The organism is Bradyrhizobium sp. 930_D9_N1_4, assembly GCF_052076015.1.
In the GTDB taxonomy this organism is placed as follows: domain Bacteria; phylum Pseudomonadota; class Alphaproteobacteria; order Rhizobiales; family Xanthobacteraceae; genus Bradyrhizobium.
In genome coordinates, this window is sequence record NZ_CP197236.1 from 178,667 (window position 1) to 202,455 (window position 23,789).

The 23,789-nt window shown below is 65.6% G+C and carries 24 protein-coding genes; 13 read left to right on the forward strand and 11 right to left on the reverse strand.

The window, feature by feature from the left end; translation table 11 throughout:
• Positions 1-3: 3 nt before the first annotated feature.
• Positions 4-609 (reverse strand): nucleotide exchange factor GrpE, encoded by a 606-nt coding sequence (grpE, locus tag AB7532_RS00825; protein ID WP_441232949.1) that lies wholly within the window; start codon positions 607-609, stop codon positions 4-6.
• 109 nt (positions 610-718) lie between these two features.
• Positions 719-1,807 carry a heat-inducible transcriptional repressor HrcA gene (gene hrcA / locus AB7532_RS00830; protein ID WP_441232950.1) on the reverse strand — a complete coding sequence of 363 codons (1,089 nt, stop codon included), beginning with the start codon at positions 1,805-1,807 and terminating at the stop codon, positions 719-721.
• A 168-nt stretch (positions 1,808-1,975) separates the two neighbouring features.
• On the opposite strand from hrcA, the gene rph reads away from it, so the two are divergent.
• From rph to hemW, 3 genes are read left to right on the forward strand one after another with little or no spacing between them, the layout of a single operon-like run.
• The gene (gene rph, locus AB7532_RS00835) at positions 1,976-2,689 is read left to right on the forward strand and encodes a ribonuclease PH (RefSeq protein WP_441232951.1); all 714 of its coding nucleotides are present in this window, start codon (positions 1,976-1,978) and stop codon (positions 2,687-2,689) included.
• A gap of 11 nt (positions 2,690-2,700) precedes the next feature.
• Positions 2,701-3,336 (forward strand): RdgB/HAM1 family non-canonical purine NTP pyrophosphatase, encoded by a 636-nt coding sequence (gene rdgB, locus AB7532_RS00840; RefSeq protein WP_441232952.1) that lies wholly within the window; start codon positions 2,701-2,703, stop codon positions 3,334-3,336.
• A 16-nt stretch (positions 3,337-3,352) separates the two neighbouring features.
• A complete protein-coding gene (gene hemW / locus AB7532_RS00845) occupies positions 3,353-4,537 on the forward strand; it encodes a radical SAM family heme chaperone HemW (RefSeq protein WP_441239162.1) in 1,185 nt (394 codons plus the stop codon).
• 117 nt (positions 4,538-4,654) lie between these two features.
• On the opposite strand, the gene AB7532_RS00850 is transcribed toward hemW, so the two are convergent.
• Positions 4,655-5,887 (reverse strand): penicillin-binding protein activator, encoded by a 1,233-nt coding sequence (locus AB7532_RS00850; RefSeq protein ID WP_441232953.1) that lies wholly within the window; start codon positions 5,885-5,887, stop codon positions 4,655-4,657.
• A 340-nt stretch (positions 5,888-6,227) separates the two neighbouring features.
• Between AB7532_RS00850 and rsmI the strand changes: the two genes are divergently transcribed.
• The 7 genes from rsmI (at position 6,228) to AB7532_RS00885 (ending at position 13,400) form a co-directional block, all read left to right on the forward strand.
• Positions 6,228-7,178 carry a 16S rRNA (cytidine(1402)-2'-O)-methyltransferase gene (gene rsmI, locus AB7532_RS00855; protein ID WP_441232954.1) on the forward strand — a complete coding sequence of 317 codons (951 nt, stop codon included), beginning with the start codon at positions 6,228-6,230 and terminating at the stop codon, positions 7,176-7,178.
• Positions 7,165-7,566, forward strand: coding sequence for a YraN family protein (locus AB7532_RS00860; RefSeq protein ID WP_441232955.1), 402 nt, complete (start codon positions 7,165-7,167; stop codon positions 7,564-7,566). Before rsmI ends, AB7532_RS00860 begins: the two co-directional genes overlap by 14 nt.
• 10 nt (positions 7,567-7,576) lie before the next feature.
• Positions 7,577-8,521 carry a glutathione synthase gene (gene gshB / locus AB7532_RS00865; RefSeq protein ID WP_441232956.1) on the forward strand — a complete coding sequence of 315 codons (945 nt, stop codon included), beginning with the start codon at positions 7,577-7,579 and terminating at the stop codon, positions 8,519-8,521.
• Between the two features lie 462 nt (positions 8,522-8,983).
• The gene (gene cpaB / locus AB7532_RS00870) at positions 8,984-9,799 is read left to right on the forward strand and encodes a Flp pilus assembly protein CpaB (protein ID WP_441232957.1); all 816 of its coding nucleotides are present in this window, start codon (positions 8,984-8,986) and stop codon (positions 9,797-9,799) included.
• 13 nt (positions 9,800-9,812) lie between these two features.
• Complete coding sequence (locus AB7532_RS00875) at positions 9,813-11,330, forward strand: type II and III secretion system protein family protein (RefSeq protein WP_441232958.1); 1,518 nt, start codon at positions 9,813-9,815, stop codon at positions 11,328-11,330.
• Between the two features lie 49 nt (positions 11,331-11,379).
• Entirely contained in the window at positions 11,380-12,114 is a 735-nt protein-coding gene (locus tag AB7532_RS00880; RefSeq protein WP_441232959.1) for a CpaD family pilus assembly protein, read from the forward strand.
• The gene (locus AB7532_RS00885; RefSeq protein ID WP_441232960.1) at positions 12,111-13,400 is read left to right on the forward strand and encodes an AAA family ATPase; all 1,290 of its coding nucleotides are present in this window, start codon (positions 12,111-12,113) and stop codon (positions 13,398-13,400) included. The genes AB7532_RS00880 and AB7532_RS00885 overlap by 4 nt, the downstream gene beginning before the upstream one ends.
• A gap of 34 nt (positions 13,401-13,434) precedes the next feature.
• Here AB7532_RS00885 and AB7532_RS00890 read toward each other — a convergent pair whose 3' ends face one another.
• Both AB7532_RS00890 and AB7532_RS00895 read right to left on the reverse strand, forming a co-directional pair.
• Positions 13,435-14,208 (reverse strand): tetratricopeptide repeat protein, encoded by a 774-nt coding sequence (locus tag AB7532_RS00890; RefSeq protein ID WP_441232961.1) that lies wholly within the window; start codon positions 14,206-14,208, stop codon positions 13,435-13,437.
• A gap of 79 nt (positions 14,209-14,287) precedes the next feature.
• Positions 14,288-14,536, reverse strand: coding sequence for a PilZ domain-containing protein (locus AB7532_RS00895; RefSeq protein ID WP_441232962.1), 249 nt, complete (start codon positions 14,534-14,536; stop codon positions 14,288-14,290).
• 226 nt (positions 14,537-14,762) lie between these two features.
• Here AB7532_RS00895 and AB7532_RS00900 point away from each other — a divergent pair, with 226 nt between their 5' ends.
• The 3 genes from AB7532_RS00900 (at position 14,763) to AB7532_RS00910 (ending at position 19,286) form a co-directional block, all read left to right on the forward strand.
• Positions 14,763-16,301, forward strand: a complete 1,539-nt coding sequence (locus tag AB7532_RS00900; protein ID WP_441232963.1) for a YifB family Mg chelatase-like AAA ATPase — start codon at positions 14,763-14,765, stop codon at positions 16,299-16,301.
• A 107-nt stretch (positions 16,302-16,408) separates the two neighbouring features.
• Positions 16,409-16,882, forward strand: a complete 474-nt coding sequence (locus AB7532_RS00905; protein ID WP_441232964.1) for a hypothetical protein — start codon at positions 16,409-16,411, stop codon at positions 16,880-16,882.
• A gap of 181 nt (positions 16,883-17,063) precedes the next feature.
• On the forward strand, positions 17,064-19,286 hold the full coding sequence (locus tag AB7532_RS00910; RefSeq protein ID WP_441239163.1) for an ATP-binding protein: 2,223 nt from the start codon (positions 17,064-17,066) through the stop codon (positions 19,284-19,286).
• A 258-nt stretch (positions 19,287-19,544) separates the two neighbouring features.
• Here the strand turns inward: AB7532_RS00910 and coaA are convergent, their stop codons facing one another.
• The 6 genes from coaA to AB7532_RS00940 all read right to left on the reverse strand — a co-directional run bounded on the left by coaA (position 19,545) and on the right by AB7532_RS00940 (position 23,775).
• Positions 19,545-20,501, reverse strand: a complete 957-nt coding sequence (coaA, locus tag AB7532_RS00915) for a type I pantothenate kinase (RefSeq protein ID WP_441232965.1) — start codon at positions 20,499-20,501, stop codon at positions 19,545-19,547.
• Between the two features lie 21 nt (positions 20,502-20,522).
• On the reverse strand, positions 20,523-20,849 hold the full coding sequence (locus AB7532_RS00920; protein WP_441232966.1) for a phosphoribosyl-ATP diphosphatase: 327 nt from the start codon (positions 20,847-20,849) through the stop codon (positions 20,523-20,525).
• 76 nt (positions 20,850-20,925) lie between these two features.
• Entirely contained in the window at positions 20,926-21,702 is a 777-nt protein-coding gene (gene hisF / locus AB7532_RS00925; protein ID WP_441232967.1) for an imidazole glycerol phosphate synthase subunit HisF, read from the reverse strand.
• Positions 21,703-21,711: 9 nt separating this feature from the next.
• The gene (hisA, locus tag AB7532_RS00930) at positions 21,712-22,449 is read right to left on the reverse strand and encodes a 1-(5-phosphoribosyl)-5-[(5-phosphoribosylamino)methylideneamino]imidazole-4-carboxamide isomerase (RefSeq protein ID WP_441232968.1); all 738 of its coding nucleotides are present in this window, start codon (positions 22,447-22,449) and stop codon (positions 21,712-21,714) included.
• A 148-nt stretch (positions 22,450-22,597) separates the two neighbouring features.
• Positions 22,598-23,248, reverse strand: coding sequence for an imidazole glycerol phosphate synthase subunit HisH (gene hisH, locus AB7532_RS00935; protein WP_441232969.1), 651 nt, complete (start codon positions 23,246-23,248; stop codon positions 22,598-22,600).
• Entirely contained in the window at positions 23,245-23,775 is a 531-nt protein-coding gene (locus AB7532_RS00940; RefSeq protein ID WP_441232970.1) for a DUF2628 domain-containing protein, read from the reverse strand. The genes hisH and AB7532_RS00940 overlap by 4 nt, the downstream gene beginning before the upstream one ends.
• Positions 23,776-23,789 lie beyond the last annotated feature (14 nt).

The following is a 23,789-nucleotide window of genomic DNA, read 5'->3' on the forward strand; positions in this document are numbered from 1 at the left end:
AGCTCAATTCAACTCGTTGCTGTTGGCGGCTGCCGCCGCCTTGGCGCCGCCCTTGGCGACACCGACCAGGGCCGGGCGCAGCACGCGCTCGCCGATGGTGTAACCGGCCTGCATGACCTGCACGACGGTGCCGGCGGGCACCGACGCATCGGGCACCTCGTACATCGCCTGATGGAAGTTCGGATCGAACTTCTGGCCCTGCGGATCGAGCTTCTTCACGCCGTGCTTTTCCAGCGCGCTGAGCAGCGAACGCTCGGTGAGCTCGACGCCCTCGATCAGCGAGGTCAGACCGGAATCGGCCGCGGCACGCGCCTCGGCCGGAACGGCATCGAGCGCGCGCTGCAGATTGTCGGCGATGTCGAGCACGTCGCGGGCAAAGCCGGTGACGCCGTAGAGCTTGGAGTCGGCGACTTCCTTGGCGGTGCGCTTGCGAAGGTTCTCCATCTCGGCCAGCGTCCGCAGCGTACGGTCGCGCGCCTCGGCGACTTCCTTCTGCAACAGCTCGACCGAGCCCGGCTCGGGATCGTCGGGCATGATGTAGGGCTTTGACACCACGGGCTCGCCGGTCGGCGGGGACGTGTCTTCGGGCTGCCGGTCTCGATCGGTCATCGACTCTCTTCTCGAACTCGTCTGGTCTTAAGGTGATCTGGGATTGTTGGCCCGGATATCGTGCCTAAACGTCCGAAAATCAAGCGCCCGTGATCGACGGAAACGCCGGTCAGCCCCCCAGAAGGCGGCTGACGATGCGCGCGGCGTAGTCCACGGTCGGGATCACGCGGGCATAATTCAGCCGCGTCGGCCCGATCACGCCCAAAACGCCGACGATATGGCCGGCGGCATCCCGATACGGCGAGATGATCGTGGAGGAGCCGGACAAGGAGAACAGTTTGTTCTCGCTGCCGATGAAGATACGCACGCCTTCCGCGGTTTCGGCCCGGCCGAGCAAATCGACCACGCCGCGCTTGGTTTCGAGATCGTCGAACAACAGGCGAACACGCTCCAGGTCCTCCAATGCGTGCAAATCCTCCAGCAGATTGGCGTGGCCGCGCACGATCAGTTGACGATTTTCGTTTTCGCCGCCGGACCAGCTGGCAATGCCGGCTGCGATCACCTTCTGGGTCAGCTGGTCGAGCTCGGCCCGCGCCTCGCCCAGTGCCGTTTCAAGCTCGAGCCGGGCCTCGGCCAGCGTTCGGCCGCGAATCCGCGCATTGAGGAAGTTGCCGGCCTCGGTGATCGCGGAGGAGGGAACTCCGGGTGGCAGCGTCAGCACGCGGTTTTCGACCTGGCCATCCTCACCGACCAGGATCACCAGCGCCTTTTCGGGTTCCAGCCGGACGAATTCGATATGTTTCAGCCGTGAGTTGGATTTTGGCGTCAGCACCACGGCGGCGGCGCGGGTAAGGCCGGACAGCCGCGTCAGCGCTTCGGACAGCGCCGCCTCGACCGATTGCGCGTGGCCCACCGACGTCAACTGGCTCTGGATCGACTGCCGCTCGGCCTCGTTGAGGTCGCCGACCTGCATCAGGGCATCCACGAAGAACCGCAGGCCGAGTTCCGTCGGCAGACGACCCGCGGAGGTGTGCGGGGCGTAGATCAGGCCGAGCTGTTCCAGATCGGCCATGACGTTGCGGACCGAGGCTGGCGACAGCGGCATCGCGATCAGGCGCGAGATATTGCGCGAGCCCACCGGCTCGCCGGTCGCGAGATAGCTTTCGACAATTTGACGAAAGATGTCACGGGAACGCTCGTTGAGCTGAGCGAGGCCTGCGCGCGGCGCGATCAGATGGATCGGATCGTGATGGGCCACAGACGGTAACTCCTCTCAGACGCTCATAATTTGTCTATCCCGGAGGGTTCTGACAAGCGTGGCGTTTGCGGGGTGGAAAACCGCGGGTGAAAAAGCCTTGTTCTCCCCACTCACCCCCCCTACAAGCACCGCGAACAGCCCTTTTCCGAGAGTTTTGGAGGATTTCCCATGCGGCCAAGCCGCCGTGCGCCCGACGAATTGCGCCCCGTGACGCTCGAGCGTGGCGTGGTCAAATATGCGGAAGGCTCCTGCCTCGTGAAATTCGGCGACACCCATGTGCTGGTCACCGCCACGCTGGAAGAACGCCTGCCGCCGTGGCTCAAGGGCCAGGGTCGCGGCTGGGTCACTGCCGAATACGGCATGCTGCCGCGCGCGACCTCGGAACGGACCCGCCGCGAGGCCTCCGCCGGCAAGCAAAGCGGCCGCACCGTCGAGATCCAGCGCCTGATCGGCCGCTCGCTTCGCACCATCGTCAATCTCGAAGCGCTCGGTGAGCGCCAGATCACGGTCGATTGCGACGTGCTTCAGGCCGATGGCGGCACGCGCACGGCGTCGATCACCGGCGCCTGGGTCGCGCTCGCCGACTGCCTCAACTGGATGAAGGCGCGCAACATGGTCAAGGCCAATGTGATGCGCGACAACGTCGCCGCGATTTCCTGCGGCATCTACAACGGCACGCCGGTGCTCGATCTCGACTATGCCGAGGATTCGGAAGCCCAGACCGACGCCAATTTCGTCATGACGGGCGATGGCCGCATCATCGAGGTGCAGGGCACCGCGGAACGCGAGCCGTTCACGCAGGACGAGCTGCTGGCGCTGATGGCGCTGGCCCAGAAGGGCATCGCGCGTCTGGTAGACTTGCAGAAACTGGCCGTCGCGTAGTCAATAGGCCCATGCACCGCCGAATCACCGGAAAGCTCGTCATCGCGACCCATAATCCCGGCAAGCTCGCCGAGATGAAGGAACTGCTCGCGCCTTACGGCATCGAGGCGGTGTCGGCCGGTGAGCTCGGCCTGCCCGAGCCCGACGAGACCGGCAACGATTTCCGCAGCAACGCCGCGATCAAGGCGATCGCGGCGGCGCAGGCAACGAAGCTTCCCGCTTTCGCCGACGATTCCGGCATCGTGGTCGACGCACTCGACGGCGCACCCGGCATCTACAGCGCACGCTGGGCGGGACCGTCCAAAGATTTTGCCGCGGCGATGGCGCAGATCGAGCGCCTGTTGCAGGAGCGCGGCGCCAAGACGCCGGACAAGCGCAAGGCGCATTTCGTGTCCGCGCTCTGCGTCGCCTGGCCCGACGATCATCTCGAAGAGGTCGAGGCGCGCGTCGATGGCACATTGGTTTGGCCGCCGCGCGGCACGGCCGGCTTCGGCTACGATCCGATGTTTTTGCCCGACGGCCACAACCGCACCTTCGGCGAGATGACCAGCATCGAGAAGCACGGCCTGCCGCCGCTCGGCCTCGGCCTGTCGCACCGCGCCCGCGCCTTCGTGAAACTGGCGGAGATCTGCCTTGAGCCGCGATAGAGCGTTTTCGAGCGAAGTGGGTACCGGTTCGCGCCAGGAAAACGCGTCAAAACAAGAATCCGAAGCGTTCGGCGTTTACGTGCACTGGCCGTTCTGCCTGTCGAAGTGCCCGTATTGCGACTTCAACAGCCATGTCCGCCACGCCGCAATCGACGAGGCGCGATTTGCCTCGGCCTTCGCGCGCGAGATCGAAACCACCGCGCAGCGCTCGCCCGGCCGCAAAGTCACCTCTATCTTCCTCGGTGGCGGCACGCCGTCGCTGATGCAGCCCGCAACCGTCGGCGCGGTGCTCGATGCGATCGGCAAGCATTGGACGGTCGCGGGCGATGTCGAAGTCACGCTCGAAGCAAATCCGACCAGCGTCGAAGCCACGCGCTTTGCCGGCTATCGCTCAGCCGGCGTCAATCGTGTGTCGCTCGGCGTGCAGGCACTCGACGATGCCTCGCTGAAGGCGCTCGGCCGCATGCACAGCGCGCGCGAAGCCCTCGACGCGGTCGCCATCGCGCGCCGCTCGTTCGACCGCTATTCGTTCGACCTGATCTATGCTCGCCCCGACCAGACGCCGGCGATGTGGGCCGATGAACTCAAGCTCGCGATCGACGAAGCCGCCGAGCATCTGTCGCTCTATCAATTGACGATCGAGGAAGGCACGCCGTTCTTCGGCCTGCACCAGGCCGGCAAATTGAAGACCCCGGACGAGGCGATGTCGCGCGCGCTCTACGACGTCACGCAGGAAACCTGCGACAAGCTCGGCCTGCCCGCTTACGAAATTTCCAATCACGCGCGACGCGGCGCCGAGTGCCGGCACAATCTGGTCTATTGGCGCGGCGAGGAATATGCCGGCATCGGCCCCGGCGCCCATGGCCGCCTCGATATCGACGGCGTGCGCCATGCCACCGCCACCGAGAAGCGTCCCGAAGCCTGGCTGATGCGGGTCGAGACCAACGGCCACGGCAACGTCACCGACGATCTCCTCAACAGCGAAGAACGCGCCGACGAGTTTTTGCTGATGGGGCTGCGCTTGGCAGAGGGCATCGATCCCGAGCGCTACAGAGCGCTCTCCGGCCGCTCGCTCGATCCCAAGCGCATCACGCTGCTGCGTGAGGAAGGCGCGATCACGGTGGATTCGACGGGCCGCCTGCGCGTGACCAGCAGCGGATTCCCGGTGCTCGATGCGGTGGTTGCGGATCTCGCGGCGTAGCGCAGTGCCGTAGGGTGGGCAAAGGCGCACTGGCGCCGTGCCCACGCATTCCATGTGATAGCTGAGAGATCGTGGGCACGCTTCGCTTTGCCCACCCTACGGCACAGTCGTCCGGAGCTAAGCCCCAAAACTCTTCGGCGAGCCCGCGACCGCAACGCCACCACCCGTCGTCACCTTCATCACCGCAAGCCCGCGCTCGTTCGTGCCATCGGCGCGGAAGCGGAACAGGCCGTCGATGCCGGCAAAGCCCGACGGATTGGTGAGCACGTCCGGCGAGAAGCGCGTGGGGCCCTGCGTGCGCGCGAGTGCGGCGACGAGGGCCACGGCGTCATAGGCGAGTGTCGCGGTACGGATCGGCTCGGCGCCGTATTTGGTGCGGTAGCGGCCGGAGAACGCGCGAAAACCGGCCGGATCGGGCGCGGCGTAAAGGCCGCCTTGCAGATTTGGGCTGGCATAGACGCGCGGACTGTCCCACAGGCCGGTGCCGAGCAGCTGGATGTTGCGCAAATTCGCGCCCGCCGCCGTCATCGCATCCGCAACGCTGACAACAGCGTCGCCGTCATCGGCGATGAACAGCGCATCGGCGCTGCCGAGCTGCTGCGCCACCGTGCGCGCCGGCGTGGCGCGATCGGCGCCGTATTTCTCGAACGCGACGATGCGGCCGCCGCGCCGCGGCACCGCCGCCTTCACGGAGGCTTCGACCACGTTGCCGTAGGCATTGTCAGGTACGAGTACCGCGACGGAGCGCTTTCCGATGCTGGCGGAATATTCGACGATGCGGTTGACGTCGGACTCGGGAAGGAAAGACAGCAGATAGACGCCGCGGCCGGCGATGCTGGAATCGGTTGAGAACGCGATCACCGAGATGCCGCGCGTGCGCGCGACCTGTGCCACCGCCGGCACGGACTGCGCGAACAGCGGTCCCAGGATGATCTCGGCGCCTTCATCGATCGCCTGCTGGGCACCTTGCTGCGCGCCTTGCGGGCTGCCGTTGTCATCCTTGATCAGGAGCTGGACGTTGGGATTCTGGAACTCGGCCAGCGCCATCTCGGCGGCGTTGCGCATCGACTGCGCGGCAAGGCCGGCATTGCCCGAAGCCGAGAGCGGCAGGATCACCGCGACCTTGACGCCACCGGTGCCGGCAGTCGTGGCCTGCTGCGGCGGGCCGGCCGGCTGGGCCGGGGGCGGTGAAGAGCTGCTGAACGGGTTGGAGAACTGGCTGAGGCTCTGCTGCACGCCGGCGCAGGCCGACAGCAGCGGCGCGCCGAGCAACAGGCCGAGCGCGCTCCGCCGGGTCGCCCCTGATATTGGGGGCCCCTGAACGGGAGACTTTGGATCACGCGGGCCCATGGCAGCTTCTCTTCTGACCAGCCGGGAGCCGGCCGGTCACAACAATCTTTCCGCGACAGAACCCGCGGATTCAGGCATATTGTCGGCAAATAGTTAACTAAAACAAAAGGATAATGCCCGCTTAACGCGGTCGTTCCTCGAGTCCTGGCTAGCTGTCCACCGTCCGTCACAAACCATCAAGGCGGCGTTTCCGCCGCGAATATGGCGCTGACGCTTCATTCCCTTGGGAATGTGATGCCGCATGGATCACTTTCCAATCTTCCTCACCCCTGACCCAGGCACGATCTTTTTCCGGGGACCGGTTCCCAGCCCCTGACATCATGCCTAAGTTCGATTCATTATGCGCGCAAAGCCGACCCCGATAAATACGCCTGAAGGCACAGACGCCGCCCCGCGCGGCTTCTCCATCGACGCCCATCGGCTCCCGGCCCCGAAGGCGGCGCCGGGCCTGCATCTGGTCGCGACCCCCATCGGCAATCTCGGCGACATCACCTTGCGGGCGCTTCAGACGCTCGCCGGCGTCGATGTCATTGCCTGCGAGGACACCCGCATCACGCGGCGGCTCACCGAGCGCTACGATATCTCGGCGCAGCTCAAGCAATATCACGAGCACAACGCGGAGGCGGCGCGGCCAAAGATCCTGGAGGCGCTTGCCGCAGGCGGCTCGATCGCGCTGGTGTCGGACGCCGGCACGCCGCTGATCTCCGACCCCGGCTTCAAGCTTGTGCGCGAGGTCTGCGCTGCGGGGCATGCGGTCTATGCACTGCCGGGCCCGTCCTCGGTGCTGGCGGCACTGTCCGTCGCCGCACTTCCGACCGATCGCTTCTTCTTCGAGGGCTTTTTGCCGGCCAAGTCGGCTGCGCGAAAGTCGCGCCTGACCGAGCTCGCCCGCATCGACGCGACATTGGTGATGTTCGACTCCGGCAACCGCGTGCAGGACACGCTCGCCGAGCTCGCCGAGATCATGGGCACGCGCGAGGCCGCGATCTGCCGCGAATTGACAAAACTGCACGAAGAGATTTCGCGTGCGACACTGCATGAGCTGGCGCGCGACGCTGCGACGCTCGAGACGCGCGGCGAATTCGTGCTGGTGATCGCTCCGCCAGCGGCCGACGCTGAAATGCTGACATCGGATGCGCTGGACGGTCTGCTGCGCGAGCAGCTTGCCTTGCACAGCGTCAAGGATGCGGTGGCGCACGCGGTCGCGCTTTCGGGCCGGCCGCGCCGCGAGGTCTACGCCCGCGCTCTCGAGCTCGCCAAGAATCTCAGGAGCGGCGATGGCGAAGACTGAGGGCGCCAAGGAACCCAAAGTCGCCTCGCCCGAACGCGTCGCCGCGTTCCGCACCGGCATCTCGGCCGAGAGCCGCGCCGCCGCCTATCTCATGGCCAAGGGCTACCGCATCCTCGCCAAGCGCTTTCGCACGCCGCATGGCGAGATCGACATCGTGGCACGCCGCCGCAACCTGATCGCCTTCGTCGAGGTCAAGGCGCGCGCGACGCTGGATGATGCCGCCTTCGCCGTCACCCCACGCCAGCAGCAGCGCATCATCGACGCCGCACAAGGCTGGCTCGTAGCGCATCCCGAGCATGCCGAATTCGACCTGCGATTCGACGCCATGCTGATTGCGCCGCGCTCACTTCCGCGCCATGTGTTGGCGGCATTCGACGCCTCGACCTGAAAGGCAGACCATGAAACTGAACGTCGCCGTCCAGATGGACCCCATCGCCCGCATCAACATCAAGGGCGATTCCACCTTCGCGCTGCTTCTGGAGGCGCAGAAGCGCGGCCACGGCCTGTCTTATTACACGCCCGACAAGCTCTCGATGGTCGGCGAGGAGATCGTCGCGCCCGTCCAGCTCCTGACGGTGCGCGACGAACCCGGCAACCACTTCACGCTCGGCGAGCCCAGGCGCGAGGCGCTGAACGGTTTTGACGTCGTGCTGCTGCGCCAGGATCCGCCGTTCGATCTCGCCTACATCACCTCGACGCATCTGCTCGAGCGCATTCATCCGAAGACGCTGGTCGTCAACGACCCTGCCTCGGTGCGCAACGCGCCGGAAAAGCTGTTCGTGATGAATTTTCCGCAGTTGATGCCGCCGACGCTGATCTCGCGCGACCTCGACGAGATCAACGCGTTTCGCGACAAGCATGGCGCCGTCGTGATGAAGCCGCTGCACGGCCATGGCGGCGCGGCGGTGTTCCGCGTGCTGCCGCAGGACATGAATTTCGGCTCGCTGTACGACATGTTCTCGGTGACGTTCAAAGAGGCCTGGGTGATCCAGCAGTTCATCCCCGAGGTGAAGCACGGCGACAAGCGCATCATCCTCGTCAACGGTGAGTTCGCCGGCGCGGTCAACCGCGTACCGGCCGCGGACGATCTCCGCTCCAACATGGTGCGCGGCGGCGCGGCGCAGGAAACCGAGCTCAGCCCGCGCGAGCGCGAGATCTGCGCCACCGTCGGCCCGGCACTGCGCGAGCGCGGCCTGCTGTTCGTCGGCATCGACGTCATCAACGGCAACCTCACCGAGATCAACGTGACCTCGCCCACCGGCATCCGCGCGATTGCAAAGCTCGGCGGGCCTGACGTTGCGGCAAAGGTCTGGGACGTCATCGAGCAGAAGCGGAAGAAGTAGAGCACGGGCATCGGCGGAAACGCTGCCGCGAATTTTCTCCGCCGTCGTCCCCGCGAAAGCGGGGACCCATACCGCGGGATCTATCGGTTGGGATAAGGTGCGTGTACCGGACTTCGAATCTTCGCCAAACTGCTTCCTGGGGCTATGGGTCCCTGCGTTCGCAGGGACGACAGTTTTGTTGTGGCGCGTTGCTGCCGTCTCATGTCCTCACCGCGCCGCATCAATAACCACCCATTCACCATGACGCCGCGCGTCTCGTTCGAACGCACGAGCCGCCGCGCGTGATTCTACGGGGCCATTGGCCGACCGGATAACGCGGCATTCACCATCTGCCGAGAACGCGGGCCGTCACTGGCCATCACACTCGGCCTCGCAACACCCCTTATACTTTTACTCCCTACTCATCGACGCAGGGGAACCCGCCAAATGCGGTTCGAGTGCCCCGCGTAAGAGTAGAAGCGTATGAACACCGCACGCATTGTCGTTCTCGTCATCGCGCTGGGCGCCGGCGGCGTCGCCGCGTATCTGGCGAGCGGTTACGACAACAGGCCCGCGCCCGCTCTTCCCGTCGCAGAAAAGCTGCCGACGGTCGAAGTTCTGGTCGCGAAGAACGACATCCAGCTCGGCCAGGCCGTCAAGCCGGACGATCTGCAATGGCAGACCTGGCCATCGGCCACTGCGAGCAGCGCCTTCATTCGCCGCGACAGCAGGCCCGACGCGCAGACCCAGATCGCCGGCTCGATCGCGCGCGTGCCGTTGATGCAGGGCGAGCCGATCCGCGAGCAGAAGCTGGTGAAGGCCGAGGGCTCCGGCTTCATGGCCGCGATCTTGCCCTCCGGCATGCGGGCCGTCTCCACCGAAATTTCAGCCGAGACCGCCGCCGGCGGCTTCATCCTGCCGAACGACCGCGTCGACATCGTGCTGACCCGCCGCCTCAAGAATCCCGACGGCGCCAACGGCCCAACCGGCGGCAACGACCTCATCCTGTCCGACGTCATCCTGACCAATATCCGCGTGCTCGCGATCGACCAGGCGCCGAAGGAAAAGGACGGCCAGAACGCCGTCGTCGGCAAGACCGTCACGCTCGAGCTCAAGCCCGAGCAGGTCGCCACGCTTTCGGCCGCGCGCCAGGGCGGCACGCTGACACTCGCGCTGCGGAGCATCGTCGATGCCAACGCGGTCGACCTCAAGCTCGACGACCAGACAGCCAAGCGTTCCGGCGGCGTGAACGTGATCCGCTACGGCGTGCAGGCACAGCAACTGACGTCACAGAAGTGATGATGGGGATACCATGAAGGACGGGGACAATCGTACGAGCGTGCGCATTCGGGGGAAGCGCGCATACTCGTTCTGGGCAGGGGCCGTGTTGATGCTGGGGCTGGTTGCAGCTCCCGATCTCGTCAGCGCCGCGGATGCGCCGGTCGGCGACCAGGCGCCGATGCAGGCGCCGGATCTCGAGGTGTCGCCGGTTGCAACCGTCGCCCCGGCGCGGACACGCTCGCTGTCGCTCGGCGTCGGCAAGTCGGTCGTCATCGACCTGCCGCGCGAGGTCAAGGACGTGCTGGTGGCCGATCCCAAGATCGCCAATGCGGTGATCCGTTCGTCGCAGCGCGCCTATATCATCGGCGGCCAGGTCGGCCAGACCAATGTCGTGTTCTTCACCGCCGACGGCCAGCAGGTCGCGGCCTACGACATCGCGGTGAAGCGCGATCTCAACGGCATGCGAACGGCGTTGCGCTCGACGCTGCCGGGCGTTCAGATCGAAGGCGTCGGCGACAGCGTGATGCTGACCGGCTCGGTGTCGAGCCCGGTCGAGGCCCAGCAGGCCGGCGACGTCGCCGCAAAGCTGGTTGGCAGCGCCGATAAGGTCGTCAACAACATCGTCGTGCGCGGTCGCGACCAGGTGATGCTCAAGGTCGTCGTCGGCGAAGTCCGCCGCGACATTGTCAAGCAGCTCGGCGTCGACCTCAGTGCCAGCCTGAATGCCGGCACCGCGGTGGTGAATTTCAACAACTCCAACCCGTTCTCGGTGAGCGGCGGGCCGATCGTCGGCAGCAATGGTCTCGGCGTGGCCGGCCTCGCCAAGGGCGTCGCCACCGTCAGCGCCACGATGCGCGCGATGGAGAGCGCCGGCGTCATGCGCACCCTCGCCGAACCGAGCCTGACCGCGATCTCGGGCGAATCCGCCACCTTCATCGCTGGCGGCGAATTCCCGATTCCCGCAGGCTATTCCTGCGATCCGGTCACCCACGTCTGTACCACCCAGATCACCTACAAGAAGTTCGGCATCTCCCTGAACTTCACCCCGGTCGTGCTCAGCGAAGGCCGCATCAGCCTGCGCGTGATGACCGAAGTCTCGGAGCTGTCGAACACCAACGCGATCACGCTGACGCAGGCGGTGTCCTCGACCTCGAGCAACTCGGTCACGATCCCCTCGATCCAGACCCGCCGCGCCGAGACCACGCTGGAAATTCCCTCCGGCGGCTCGATGGCGATGGCCGGCCTGATCCAGCAGAAGACCAAGCAGGCGGTCAACGGCCTGCCCGGCATCGACCAGGTGCCGATCATCGGCGCGCTGTTCCGCAGCCAGGACTTCGTCAACAACGAGACCGAGCTGATGGTGATCGTGACGCCCTATGTGGTGCGCGCGGTCGCCCAGAAGGAATTGTCGCGCCCGGACGACGGCTTCGCGCCGGCCTCGGACGCGCAGTCGGCGCTGCTCGGCCGCATGAACCGCCTCTACGGCGTCGCCCGCCGCGTCGATCCGATCGACGGCATCGGCGGCGATTTCGGCTTCATCATCGACTGAGACGGACGGTTTGGGGACCGGACAAGACACGGGAAGAGGGGACCAGGCGATGACGACACCATCAGCCGATCGACGTCGCAAGCTGCATATCGCGCTGGCACTGACGGGGCTCTCCGTCCTGCTCGGCGCCTGCAACACCACCGGTGAGATCGTCACCCAGACGGTGCCGACCGACTATCGCCAGCGTCACCCGATCGCGGTGCAGGAAGCCAAGAAGTCGATCGTGATCTTTGTCGGCAAGGCCAGGGGCGGACTTTCGGCGCCGCAGCGCGCCGACGTCGCGGGCATCGCCCGGGACTGGGTTCGCGAAGGCACCGGCTCTGTCGTGGTCGACGTGCCGGCCGACACCGCGAATTCGCGCGCCGCGGCGGCGACCTACCAGGACATTCGTTCGGTGCTCGCGTCCGGCGGCGTGCCGTCGCGCGCCATCGTCCAGCATCCCTATCGCCCCGAGGATCCCGGCCTGCTGCCGACGATCCGCCTCAGCTATTCGAGGATCGCCGCGGTCGCCGGCCCCTGCGGGCTGTGGCCGGAAGACGTCGGTCCGAACATCCTCGACCCCGGCTACAACGAGAACCGGCCTTACTTCAACCTGGGCTGCGCCAGCCAGCGCAACCTCGCGGCCATGATCGACAACCCCGCCGACCTCGAGCAGCCACGGGCCGAGACGCCCGCCTACACCGCGCGGCGCGACATCGCCTTCGACCGCTACCGCAAGGGCTCGACGACCACGACCACCTATCCCGAGGCCGAAAAGGCCAAACTCAGCGACACCGGCAAATGACAAGTCTTCACGACGACGAAGCGGACGATCCGCGGCACCCCGAGGAACACATTGCGCCGGTTCCGCGCATCTCGGTGCAGGCCTTTTGCGAGACCGAGCAGACGCTCAAGGCGATGACCGCGGCCGGCGAGGATCGCCGTCTCGCCAAGGCGCATCTCACCGCCAAGGACGGCGGCCTGGCCGCGGCGATCGAAGTCTATGAGACGATGCCGACGCCGAACGTCATCGTGATCGAATCGGACGGCACACGCGACATCCTCGAAGGCCTCGACGATCTCGCCGGCGTCTGCGATCCCGGCACCCGCGTGGTCGTGATCGGCAATCCCAACGACACCGCGCCCTATCGCGAGCTGGTGCGCCGCGGCGTCAACGACTACGTGGTCGGACCGGTCGAAACCCTCGACGTCGTCCGCTCGATCTGCAGCCTGTTCTCGGCCTCCGAAACCATCATCACCGGCCGCGTCATCGCGGTGGTCGGCGCCAAGGGCGGCGTCGGTGCGTCCACGGTCGCGCACAACGTGGCCTGGACCATCGCGCGCGACCTCGCGCTCGATTCCGTCGTGATCGATCTCGACCTCGCCTTCGGCACCGCCGGCCTCGACTACAACCAGGACCCGGCGCAGGGCATCGCCAATGCGGTGCTGTCGCAGGACCGTCCCGACACGGCGCTGATGGAGCGCCTGCTGTCCAAATGCACCGAACGTCTCAGCCTCCTTGCCGCGCCCGCGACGCTCGACCGCGTCTACGATTTCGGCGCCGAAGCCTTTGACGCCATCTTCGACACGCTGCGCATGACCACACCCTGCATCGTGCTCGACGTTCCCCATCAATGGTCGGGCTGGACGCGCCGCGCGCTGGTCAACTCCGACGACATCGTCATCGTGGCCGAGCCGGATCTCGCGAACCTGCGTAACACCAAGAACATGCTCAGCGTGCTGAAGGCGGCACGGCCGAACGACCGGCCGCCGCTCTACTGCATCAACCAGGTCGGCATGCACAAGCGGGCGGAGATCGACGTCAAGTCGTTCGCCAAGACGATGGAAAGCCAGCCGATCGCGGTGATCCCGTTCGACTCGAAGCTGTTCTCGACCGCAGCCAATAACGGCCAGATGATCGCGGAGGTGTCCAAGAGCCACCGCACCACGGAGCTGTTCCAGAACATGGCGAACCGTCTCGCCGGGCGCGGCGATGTGAAGAAGCCGAAGCGCTCGCTGCTCGGACCGCTGCTCAAGAAGTTGAAGGGCAGGGCAGGCCGCGGGTCGGCCCCGCATCGCAAGGCGTCTTAAAGGCAGGAATCGCGAAGGCCGGAAAGAGGGCGGACTATTTGTCCGCCCTTTGCTGTTTCTTAGCCAGCACCTGGCGCAGCGCCGCGATCTTGGCCGCGGCCTGGTCTGGCGGCAAATCTGCCTTCACAAGGTTTTCAGCCTCGTTCTGGCGGCCCTGCAATCCCAGCACGAGCGCGAGATTGGCACGGACCCGCGCATCGTTCTGATTGCGCTGATAAGCGCGGCCCAGCACCTGTTCGGCCTTCGACAGATTGTTTTGCAGCATATACGACAGGCCGAGATTGGACAGCACCGTCGGCTCCTCGGGCACGATCTTCAGCGCGGCCGCATAATATTGCTGCGCCTCTTCGTTGCGGCCGAGCTGGTCGAGCGCCGCGCCTTGCGCCGACAGGATCCGCCAGTCGGGATCTTCAGGCGTATGCGCGCGGCCGAGCACGTCGAACGCCCGCTGGAAACTGCCACTGTCGGCGAGCGCGCGGCCGTAACCGGCGAGCAGCGCCTTGTTGTTGGGATGATTGAGCACCGCCTGCTCCATCACCGCGACGGCCTGGGCGCGCTGGCCGGTCTCGCGCAGCGCCATGCCGTATTCGAGGGCGATGTTGGGATCACCGGGCTTGGCGCGATAGCGCTCGCGAAGGGCGTCCATGTCCGGCTTGGAATCGGCCTTGCCGGCGGTTTCCGACTTGCCGCCGAGCGCCCCGGTGATGTCCTCCAGACCTGTGGTCTGGCAGCCGCCCAGCGCCAACATCAGAAGCGCAGAGACCAGATATCTCGCCGGGGGGAAGGCAAGGGACGAACGCTTGGACATACTCTGATCACTCGGCGACTGATCAGAGATGCTTACCGATTAACGCTAAAGTCCGGTTAAGGGACCCGGCCCGTCCGGCTCAATCGGTGAATTCGGCACCGAATTCGCAGCCGATGCGCCAGCGCAGACGGCACTGGCGGGAATAATCGGGCGCGAAGATGATGGTGAATTGCGGCGGCACTTCCAGAAACTCCGCCACGACTTTCACGCCGCCATCCGAGATATCCGTGATCGTGCAGTCCCGCGGCAGCGATCCGGCGCCAAAGTGAATCTTGGCAAGCCGGGTGCACACCCGTCGTTCGCTTCTCCGGCGATTTGCTGCAAGCATTTGAATTGTTCACCCGTTACGTCACGGCCCATCCCGTTGCCTTGGAGTAGCGGATATTCGTTGGGATGTGCTGTGCAGAGCCGTTCGCATTCGAGGCTTAGTGTCTGGGCCACGTTTACGGCTGGTTAGGGATTTCCGGGTCGCCAACAGTGTTCCTGTATTGTTCTTGCGAAATGAGCCGTGCTCTGCTACCCCTAATTGCACAAGAGGGCAGCCTGGTTCGAGCATGGTTCAGCGGGTTTCTACCGTCGCCTTTGAGGGGATCGAGGCCCGCGCGGTCGACGTGCAGGTGCAGGTCGCGCCGGGCTTGCCGGCCTTTGCCATCGTCGGCCTGCCGGACAAGGCGGTGTCCGAGGCGCGCGAACGGGTGCGCTCGGCGCTGATTGCCTCGGGCCTGGCGCTGCCGGCGCGGCGGATCATCGTCAATCTCGCGCCCGCCGATCTGCCGAAGGAAGGCAGCCATTACGACCTGCCGATTGCGCTCGGACTGATGGCGGCGATCGGCGCGATCCCACCGGATGCGCTCACAGGCTATACCGTGCTCGGCGAACTCGGCCTCGACGGTTCGATCGCGCCTGTCGCAGGCGTTTTGCCCGCTGCGTTCGGCGCCAGTCTGCGCGAGGAAGGATTGATCTGCCCGGCCTCTTGCGGCTCCGAAGCGGCATGGGCGAGCCCCGACATCCAGATCATCGCCGCACATTCGCTGATCCAGATCGCAAATCACTTCAAGGGCACGCAGGTGCTGTCGCGGCCCTCGCCGAAGGTGCATGAGGCCGCCGCCTCCACGCTCGATTTGCGCGACATCAAGGGCCAGGAGAGCGCCAAGCGCGCGCTGGAGATCGCGGCCGCGGGCGGACATCATCTCTTGATGATCGGCGCGCCCGGCGCCGGCAAATCGATGCTGGCGGCGCGGCTGCCCTCGATCCTGCCGCCGTTGTCGCCGGGCGAATTACTCGAGGTCTCGATGATCGCGTCCGTCGCGGGCGAGATCAAGGGCGGCGCGCTGACCGCGCAGCGGCCGTTCCGCTCTCCGCATCATTCCGCGAGCATGGCCGCCCTCACCGGCGGTGGCATCCGCGCAAAGCCCGGCGAGATCTCGCTCGCGCATCAGGGCGTGCTGTTCCTCGACGAGCTGCCGGAGTTCGATCCGCGCGTTTTGGATTCGCTGCGCCAGCCCTTGGAAAACGGCGAGGTCGCGGTGTCGCGCGCCAATCATCGTGTGACTTATCCCGCGCGCTTCATGCTGGTCGCCGCGATGAACCCGTGCCGCTGCGGCAACGCGTTCGAGCCGGGCTATGCCTGCAAGCGCGGCCGTATCGATCGCTGCACCGGCGACTATCAGGCGCGCATCTCCGGCCCGTTGATGGACCGCATCGATCTGCGCATCGAGGTTCCCGCGGTGACCGCGGCCGATCTGATCCTGCCGCCGCCGGCGGAGGGCTCTGCCGAAGTCGCAGCACGCGTGGCGGCGGCGCGCGACATCCAGCTCGCCCGCTATGCGGATGCCGGCCTGCCACATGTCCGCACCAATGCCGAGGCGCCCGCCTCGGTGCTGGAGGACATCGCAAAGCCCGATGCGCAGGGGCAGAAGCTGCTGCGCGACGCGGCCGAGACCATGCGGCTGTCGGCGCGCGGCTATCATCGCGTGTTGCGGGTGGCGCGCACGCTCGCCGACCTCGACGGCGCCGACAAGATCGGCCGGCTGCATCTCGCCGAAGCGCTGTCCTACCGCGCACTCGCGGAGGATGTGCGCCAGATGGCCTGATCATTCCGCGCATCAACCCGGCGGTAACGAGTTTCCTTTACGCTCTGCAAACCATAAGGCCCAAAGTTCCGTGCGAGTTCCACACAGGGCCTGGCGAGTAGAGTGTCATGTTGCGTTTCAAGATCCTGGCCTCGGCCATTCCCCTGCTGGCAGCCGCGGTGTTCGCCCGCGCCGAGATCGGATCGGTCTCGCATCCCTGCATCGCCGTTGGCGATACCTCGGTCGAGCTGACCTCGCTGTTCTGGACCGCCGGCATCCATGTCGCCTTCACCGACGATTTGTCGCGAGCCACGGTGCGGGTGCGGATCACCGACGATGCCGACGAAGCAGACTTCGCCGTCGTGGACGATGGCTCCGGTTCCGAGACGGAATCCTGCGAGGCCCATCCGGCGAACCGTCTCATCACCATTGCCGCGCAGCCGGTCGACGGCGGCCCGGTGATTTATCTCTCCACTGACGGTCCGGCCGATTACCGCATCTATGTGCGCTCGAAGACCTTCTCGCAGCGCGAGGCGGCGGCGCTGATCGTCGGAGCCCATGGCGGCCAACGCCCGCTCCCGCTCCAGGCCGCCTCGCTTTGACGTTTGAGCATGATCTCTCCGGAAAACCGCTGCGCACTTTTCCGGATCATGCTTGAGCCATTAACACCTCGTTAACCCTGTTTGGAGGCCGAACCAAAGCCTCAAGCTGTTCGCAAGGTCGGCGAGACATCGTCGCACCCGGCGGTGGCGGGGTTTCGGACAAGAGTCGGGGTCGGTGACGATGGGTCGGACGTTCCGGATCAAGGTGCGCATGCGCCGCTTCAGGCGGCAGTATCCCAGGATCGCCTTTGCGATCCGCTCCTTCATGATCTTCTCGGCGACGTTCGGCGGCGCCTATGGATTCGTCACCGGCAGCCGCTCCGAGAATTCCGGTTACGATCCCAATACTTTTGCGGTCGGCGCGAGCTTTTTGTTCGCCCTCGCCTGCCTCGGCTTGGCCACGCTCAGCATGCGGCTGCGCTTCGTCAACAAGCGGATGCGTGCGCTGGCCGCCCATAACGAGGCGCTGATCGACCGCAATTGGGAGCTGAAGGAAGCCGAAGAACGCGCCCGCAGTCTTTTTGAGTCACAGGGTGATCTCATCGCGCTGCGCGACCATCAGGGCCGCATCACCTTTGCCAACGAGGCCTATTGCGCGCTCGCCGGACAGGCGCGCAACGCGCTGGTCGGCACGCGTTTCGACTTTGATGTCCTCGAGCAGGGCGACAGCGCCCGCGAAAGCAACGGCACGCGGATTCACGACCAGAGGATCACCACACTGCTCGGCGCGCGCTGGATCGCGTGGCGCGAAGGCTATGTGCGCCTCGACGCCGGCCAGCCCGCCGAATTGCAGAGCGTCGGCCGCGACGTCACCGACCGCACCGAGACCGAACGGGCGCTGTCGGAGGCGCGCGACCAGGCGGACGCCGCCAACCGCGCCAAATCGCGCTTCCTCGCGATGGCCTCGCACGAGATCCGCACGCCGCTCAACGGCATCATCGGCATGGGCGGGCTTTTGCTCGACACCCATCTGACACCGGAGCAGACCACCTACGCCCGCGCAGTGAAAACATCAGGCGAAGCCTTGATGGCACTGATCGAGGAACTGCTCGACTATTCCAAGATCGAGGCCGGCAAGCTCGATCTCGAGCAGCGTCCGTTCGCGCTCTCCACCCTGATCGAGGAGATCACCGAGCTGCTGGCGCCCCGCGCGCAAGCGAAGACGCTCGAGATTGCCGCTTACGTCGACGAGCGCTTGCCGCTCGAAGTGGTCGGCGATGCCGCACGGCTGCGCCAGGTGCTGCTTAATCTCGCCGGCAATGCCATCAAGTTCACCGCGAACGGCGGCGTTGCCCTGATCGTCGAACCCGGGATATGGCCGAACGAGATCAGTTTCCTGGTGCGCGACACCGGCATCGGCATTGCGCCGGAGGCGCAGCAGCGCATCTTCCGCGAATTCGAGCAGGCCGACGAGCGCGTCGCGCGCACCTATGGCGGCACCGGGCTTGGCCTTGCGATCAGCGAACGCATCGTCAAACGCATGGGCGGCCGGATCACACTCACGAGCGAGCCGGGCAAGGGCGCAACCTTCGAGGTCGCGATTCCGCTTGCGGCATCGCAGGCCAGCGCAGGGCAGACCGCGTTCCCAAGCCCCGACCTCGCCGGCAAATCGATCCTCCTCGTCGCCGACGGCATCGAGGCCTCGCTGATCGCGCGGCGGCTGGAGCGCTGGGGCGGACAGACCTGCCTGGTTTCGGACGCGTCAGTCGCGGAAGCGCTGCTGCCGGAGCGCTCATGGCATGCGGTCCTGATCGATCGCGCGATCGGCGCCACCGACCATCTGGGTGACGTCGCCCGGGCGCATGCGCAACAGCGGCTGGTGCTGCTGACGTCGAGCTCGCGCCATGAAAAACTCTCTGCGGCCTTCACAGGCTTCCTGGTTAAGCCACTGCGCGCAGCCTCGCTCGCCGCGCGCCTCGCACTCACGCCGGAAGTCGCCTCGCCCGATCTGGCGCCGGAGCCCTTGGCCGACTCCACCACCGGCGCCGCATCGGGAAAAGGCCTTTCGATCCTCGTCGCCGAGGACAACGAGATCAACGCGCTGTTGATGCGCTCGCTGCTGAGCAAGCTTGGCCATCGCGTCGTCATCGCCGTCCATGGCGAGGCGGCGCTGGAATCCTGGCTCGCGGCCTCGTCGGCCGGCACGCCCTACGATCTGGTCCTGATGGACATCCAGATGCCGCGTCTCGACGGCATCGAGACGACCAAGCGCATCCGCGCGCACGAGGCCGCCACCGGCGGCCACCACACGCCGATCCTGGCGCTGACCGCCAACACGCTGGTGGAGGATCGCTACGCCTGCTTCGAGGCCGGCATGAATGGTTTCCTGATCAAGCCGCTCGACCGAGAGAAATTGGAAGAGGCGCTGGCCGGGCTGGCGACGTCGCGGCATCTGGCGGTGTAGGCCCCCGCTCGCTCCCCGTCATTGCGAGGAGCACTTGCGACGAAGCAATCCAGACTGCCTCCCTAGAGGGATTCTGGATTGCTTCGCTGCGCTCGCAATGACGATGTGGAGACAGGCGTGCCCCAAGCCCTGGTATCGTAGGGTGGGTTAGCCGAAGGCGTAACCCACCACTGTCAATCTCCGCGGAAACAGAAGAGGTGGGTTACGCCTTGCAGATACGCTTCGCGCATCTGCAAGGCTAACCCACCCTACAGACAGTCACAGCCGCCTGAGCGCCACGCTCGCCACCGTGTGGTCCGCGCCCTTCTTCAGGATCAGCGTCGCGCGGGGGCGAGTCGGCAGGATGTTGTCCTCGAGATTGGCGAGGTTGGTACGTTCCCAGATCGCGATCGCGGTTGCGGTGGCTTCCTCGTCCGACAGCAGCGCATACCGGTTGAAGTAGGATTTCGGATTGGTGAAGGCGGTGTCGCGCAGCGACAGGAAACGCCTGATGTACCACCGCCGCAGCGCCGCTTCGTCGGCGTCGATATAGACCGAGAAATCGAAGAAGTCGGAGACGACAGGCACCGCCTTGCCGTCACGCGGCAGCTTGCCCGTTTGCAGCACGTTGACGCCCTCGACGATCAGAATGTCGGGCTGGTCGATTTCGGCCCACTGGTTCGGCACGATGTCGTAGGTCAGATGCGAATAGACCGGCGCACGCACGTGGCGGCGGCCGGCCTTGATGTCGGAGAGGAAGCTGAGCAGCAGCGGCAGATCATAGCTCTCGGGAAAGCCCTTCTTCTGCATGATGCCCTGCCGGTCGAGCACGGCGTTGGGATACAGGAAGCCGTCGGTGGTGATCAGCTCGACCTTCGGCCGCGGCGACCAGCGCGCCAGCAATGCCTGAAGCACGCGCGCGGTGGTGGACTTTCCGACCGCGACAGATCCCGCAACGCCGATGACGTAGGGCATCTTGCGATCGCGGATGTTGAGAAACTGGCGCTCTGCGTAATACAGACGCTGCATCGCATCGACATAGATCGACAGCAGGCGCGACAGCGGAAGATAGATGTCCTCGACCTCCTGCAAGTCGAGGCGATCGTGCAGCGAGCGCAGCCGGTCGAACTCGCCCGGCTCCAGCGTCATCGGCGTGTCGTCGCGCAGTCGCGACCACTGCTCGCGCGTATAGACGCGGTACGGATTATACTGCTGTTCGGGTGCGCGGATATCCATGACGCCGCCTTTCGACCTCAGCTAATTGCCGCCCTTGCGGGATGCCTTCTCTTCCAACCCTGACATATTGGTCCGCTTGTCCAGCGCGGCTTCCACCTCTTCCAGCTTTACGCCGCGGGCCTTCAGAAGAACAAGGAAATGGTAGAGCAGGTCGGCGCCTTCGGCGATCAGATGCGCGCGATCGTTTTCGACTGCTGCGATGACGGTTTCGACGGCTTCCTCACCGAACTTCTTGGCGCAATGTTCGGCGCCCTTGTCCAGGAGCTTGCGGGTATAGGAGGCCTCGCCCCCGGCAGCCGCGCGGGCATCGATGGTTGCGGCCAGATCGTGGATCGTGAAACGGGGCATACTGAATACTCAGAAACACATCCGGCCAGAGGCCAATCCCTGCCAGCCTGTGTAGCATTTTTATGAAGGGGAGTCGTCAGGCATCCAGGCGCATGGGCAACCCGCGCCGGGACATGTGTTCCTTGGCTTCGCGGATGGTGAACTCCCCGAAGTGGAAGATCGAGGCGGCCAGTACCGCGGTGGCATGCCCGTCGCGGATACCGTCGACGAGGTGATCGAGATTGCCGACGCCGCCGGACGCGATCACGGGAACGGGAACGCTGTCGGCGATCGCCCGGGTCAGCGGGATGTCAAAGCCCTGCCGGGTGCCATCGCGGTCCATCGACGTGAGCAGGATTTCACCGGCGCCGAGCGAGACCACTTCCTGGGCATATTCGATGGCATCGATGCCGGTCGAGTTGCGGCCGCCATGGGTAAAGATCTCCCAGCGCTCGCCGCCGCCGGCGCGCTTGACCCGCTTGGCGTCGATCGCGACCACCACGCACTGCCCGCCGAACTTTTCGGCAGCTTCCTTGACGAACTCGCGCCGCGACACCGCCGCGCTGTTGATCGAGACCTTGTCGGCGCCGGCGCGCAGCAGCGTCTTGATGTCGTCAACCTTGCGGACACCGCCGCCGACGGTGACAGGCATGAAGCAGGCCTCCGCCGTGCGCCGGACCACGTCCAGCATGATGCCGCGGTTCTCATGGGTGGCGGTGATGTCGAGGAAGGTGAGCTCGTCGGCGCCGGCCGCGTCATAGGCGATCGCAGCTTCGACGGGATCGCCGGCATCGCGCAGATCGACGAAATTGACGCCCTTGACGACCCGGCCGTCCTTGACGTCGAGGCAGGGGATCACGCGCACCTTGAACATCGATGTCTCCTAGGCGGCGCGCGCGTTGCGGATCAAGGTGAGGGCGTCGGCGGGATCAAGCCGGCCGTCGTAAAGCGCCCGACCGGCGATCGCGCCGGCGAGCGTTTGCGCACGCGGCGTCAGCATGGCCTTCACGTCCTCGATCGAGGCGAGGCCGCCGGAGGCAATCACGGGGATCGAGATGGCGTCGGCGAGCGCGATGGTCGCGTCCAGGTTCAGGCCCTTGAGCAAGCCGTCGCGCGCGATGTCGGTGAAGATGATGGCGGCGACGCCGGCATCCTCGAACCGCCGCGCGATCTCCAGCACCGTCACCTGTGAGGTCTCGGCCCAGCCTTCGACCGCGACCTTGCCGTCGCGGGCATCGAGCCCGACCGCGACACGGCCCGGGAATGTCTTCGCCGCCGCCTTCACCAGTTCGGGATCGCGCACCGCGGCCGTTCCGATGATGACGCGGCTGATGCCCTTGTCGAGCCAGGCTTCGACGGTCGCGAGATCACGAATGCCTCCGCCGAGCTGCACCGGGATCTTGACCGTCTTCAGCATCGCCTCGACGGCCTGCGCGTTCACCGGCTTGCCGGCAAAGGCGCCGTCGAGGTCGACGACGTGGAGATATTCAAAGCCCTGTTCGACGAAGCTCTGCGCCTGCGCGGCCGGATTGAGGTTGAACACGGTCGCGCGCGCCATGTCGCCTTGCTCGAGGCGCACGCACTGGCCGTTCTTGAGGTCGATCGCCGGAAAGAGAATCATGTCGCACCTTTTCCCGTCCCAAGCATGGGAACTGGGCTATCACACACGCACTCCGTCATTGCGAGGAGCGCAACGACGAAGCAATCCAGACTGCGTCCACGGAGAGACACTGGATTGCTTCGCTGCGCTCGCAATGACGACGCGGCCATCACGGTTTCCATCGCAAAAAGTTCGAGATCAGGGCCAGGCCAAAACGCTGGCTCTTCTCGGGGTGAAACTGCGTGCCGATGGCGGTGTCCTTGCCGACGATCGCGGTGACGGGACCGCCGTATTCGGCGCGCGCGAGCACGTCCGCCTCGTTGGCGGCATTGAGGTGGTAGGAGTGCACGAAATAGGCGTGCTGGCCCTTGGGGCCGAGCGGCAGCCGCTCCAGCACCGGATGCTCGCGCAGCACCTCGAGCGTGTTCCAGCCCATGTGCGGGATCTTCAGGCTCTCGTCGCGCGGCGTGATCTTCTCGACGTCGCCGCCGATCCAGTTCAGGCCGTCGGTGATGACGTGCTCCTTGCCGCGGCTCGCCATCAGTTGCATGCCGACGCAGATGCCGAAAAACGGCCGCGCCTTGACGCGCACCGCTTCGGTGATCGCATCGACCATGCCGTTGACGGCATCGAGACCGCGCCGGCAATCGGCAAAGGCGCCGACGCCCGGCAGCACCAGACGGTCGGCTTCATAGGCCTGATCGGGATCGCTGGTGACGAAGACTTTCTGCGGAATCTCGAGGCTGCGCGCCGCGCGCTCGAAAGCCTTGGCGGCGGAATGCAGATTGCCGGAACCGTAATCGATGATGGCGACGCTCATCGTGACCCTCCCGGTTCTGGAAACAAACCAATGATGCCGCCCGAGGGCAGCGGTGGCGGATTTGAGAATGGCTGACCCGGCACACCGCGGGTCGGCGGCGGGCCGCCGCGATCGACCGCCCATTGATCGTTGACGATGCCGCGCTGCTTCTGGCTCCAGCGCTCGAAGAAGCGACGCTCGGCGGTGTCCTCGTCGTCGGCAACCACCACGTCGAGCTGGCGCCATTTGCCGCGCGACAGGGTCCAGCGGCGCAGGCTCGAAGCCTCAAGCCCCATCAGCAGCGCAACGATGACGTCGGCGAAGAAGATCGATGAAGCTCCGGCACCGAGACTGGAGAGCCCGGCGTTGAACGCGGCCAAAAAAATCACCCAGCCGATCAGCGCCAGCCAGAGCCGGTGCCAGAGCAGCCAGAGCGGACCGAAGATCATCGCCCAGAAATGGAAACCGTCGCGCACGAACACGAACTTGTCGGTCGCGCGCAGATCGGCTCCGGCAGGCGAGGGAGCATGAACTGTGTAGACAGGCATGGTGCTGCCCCGTT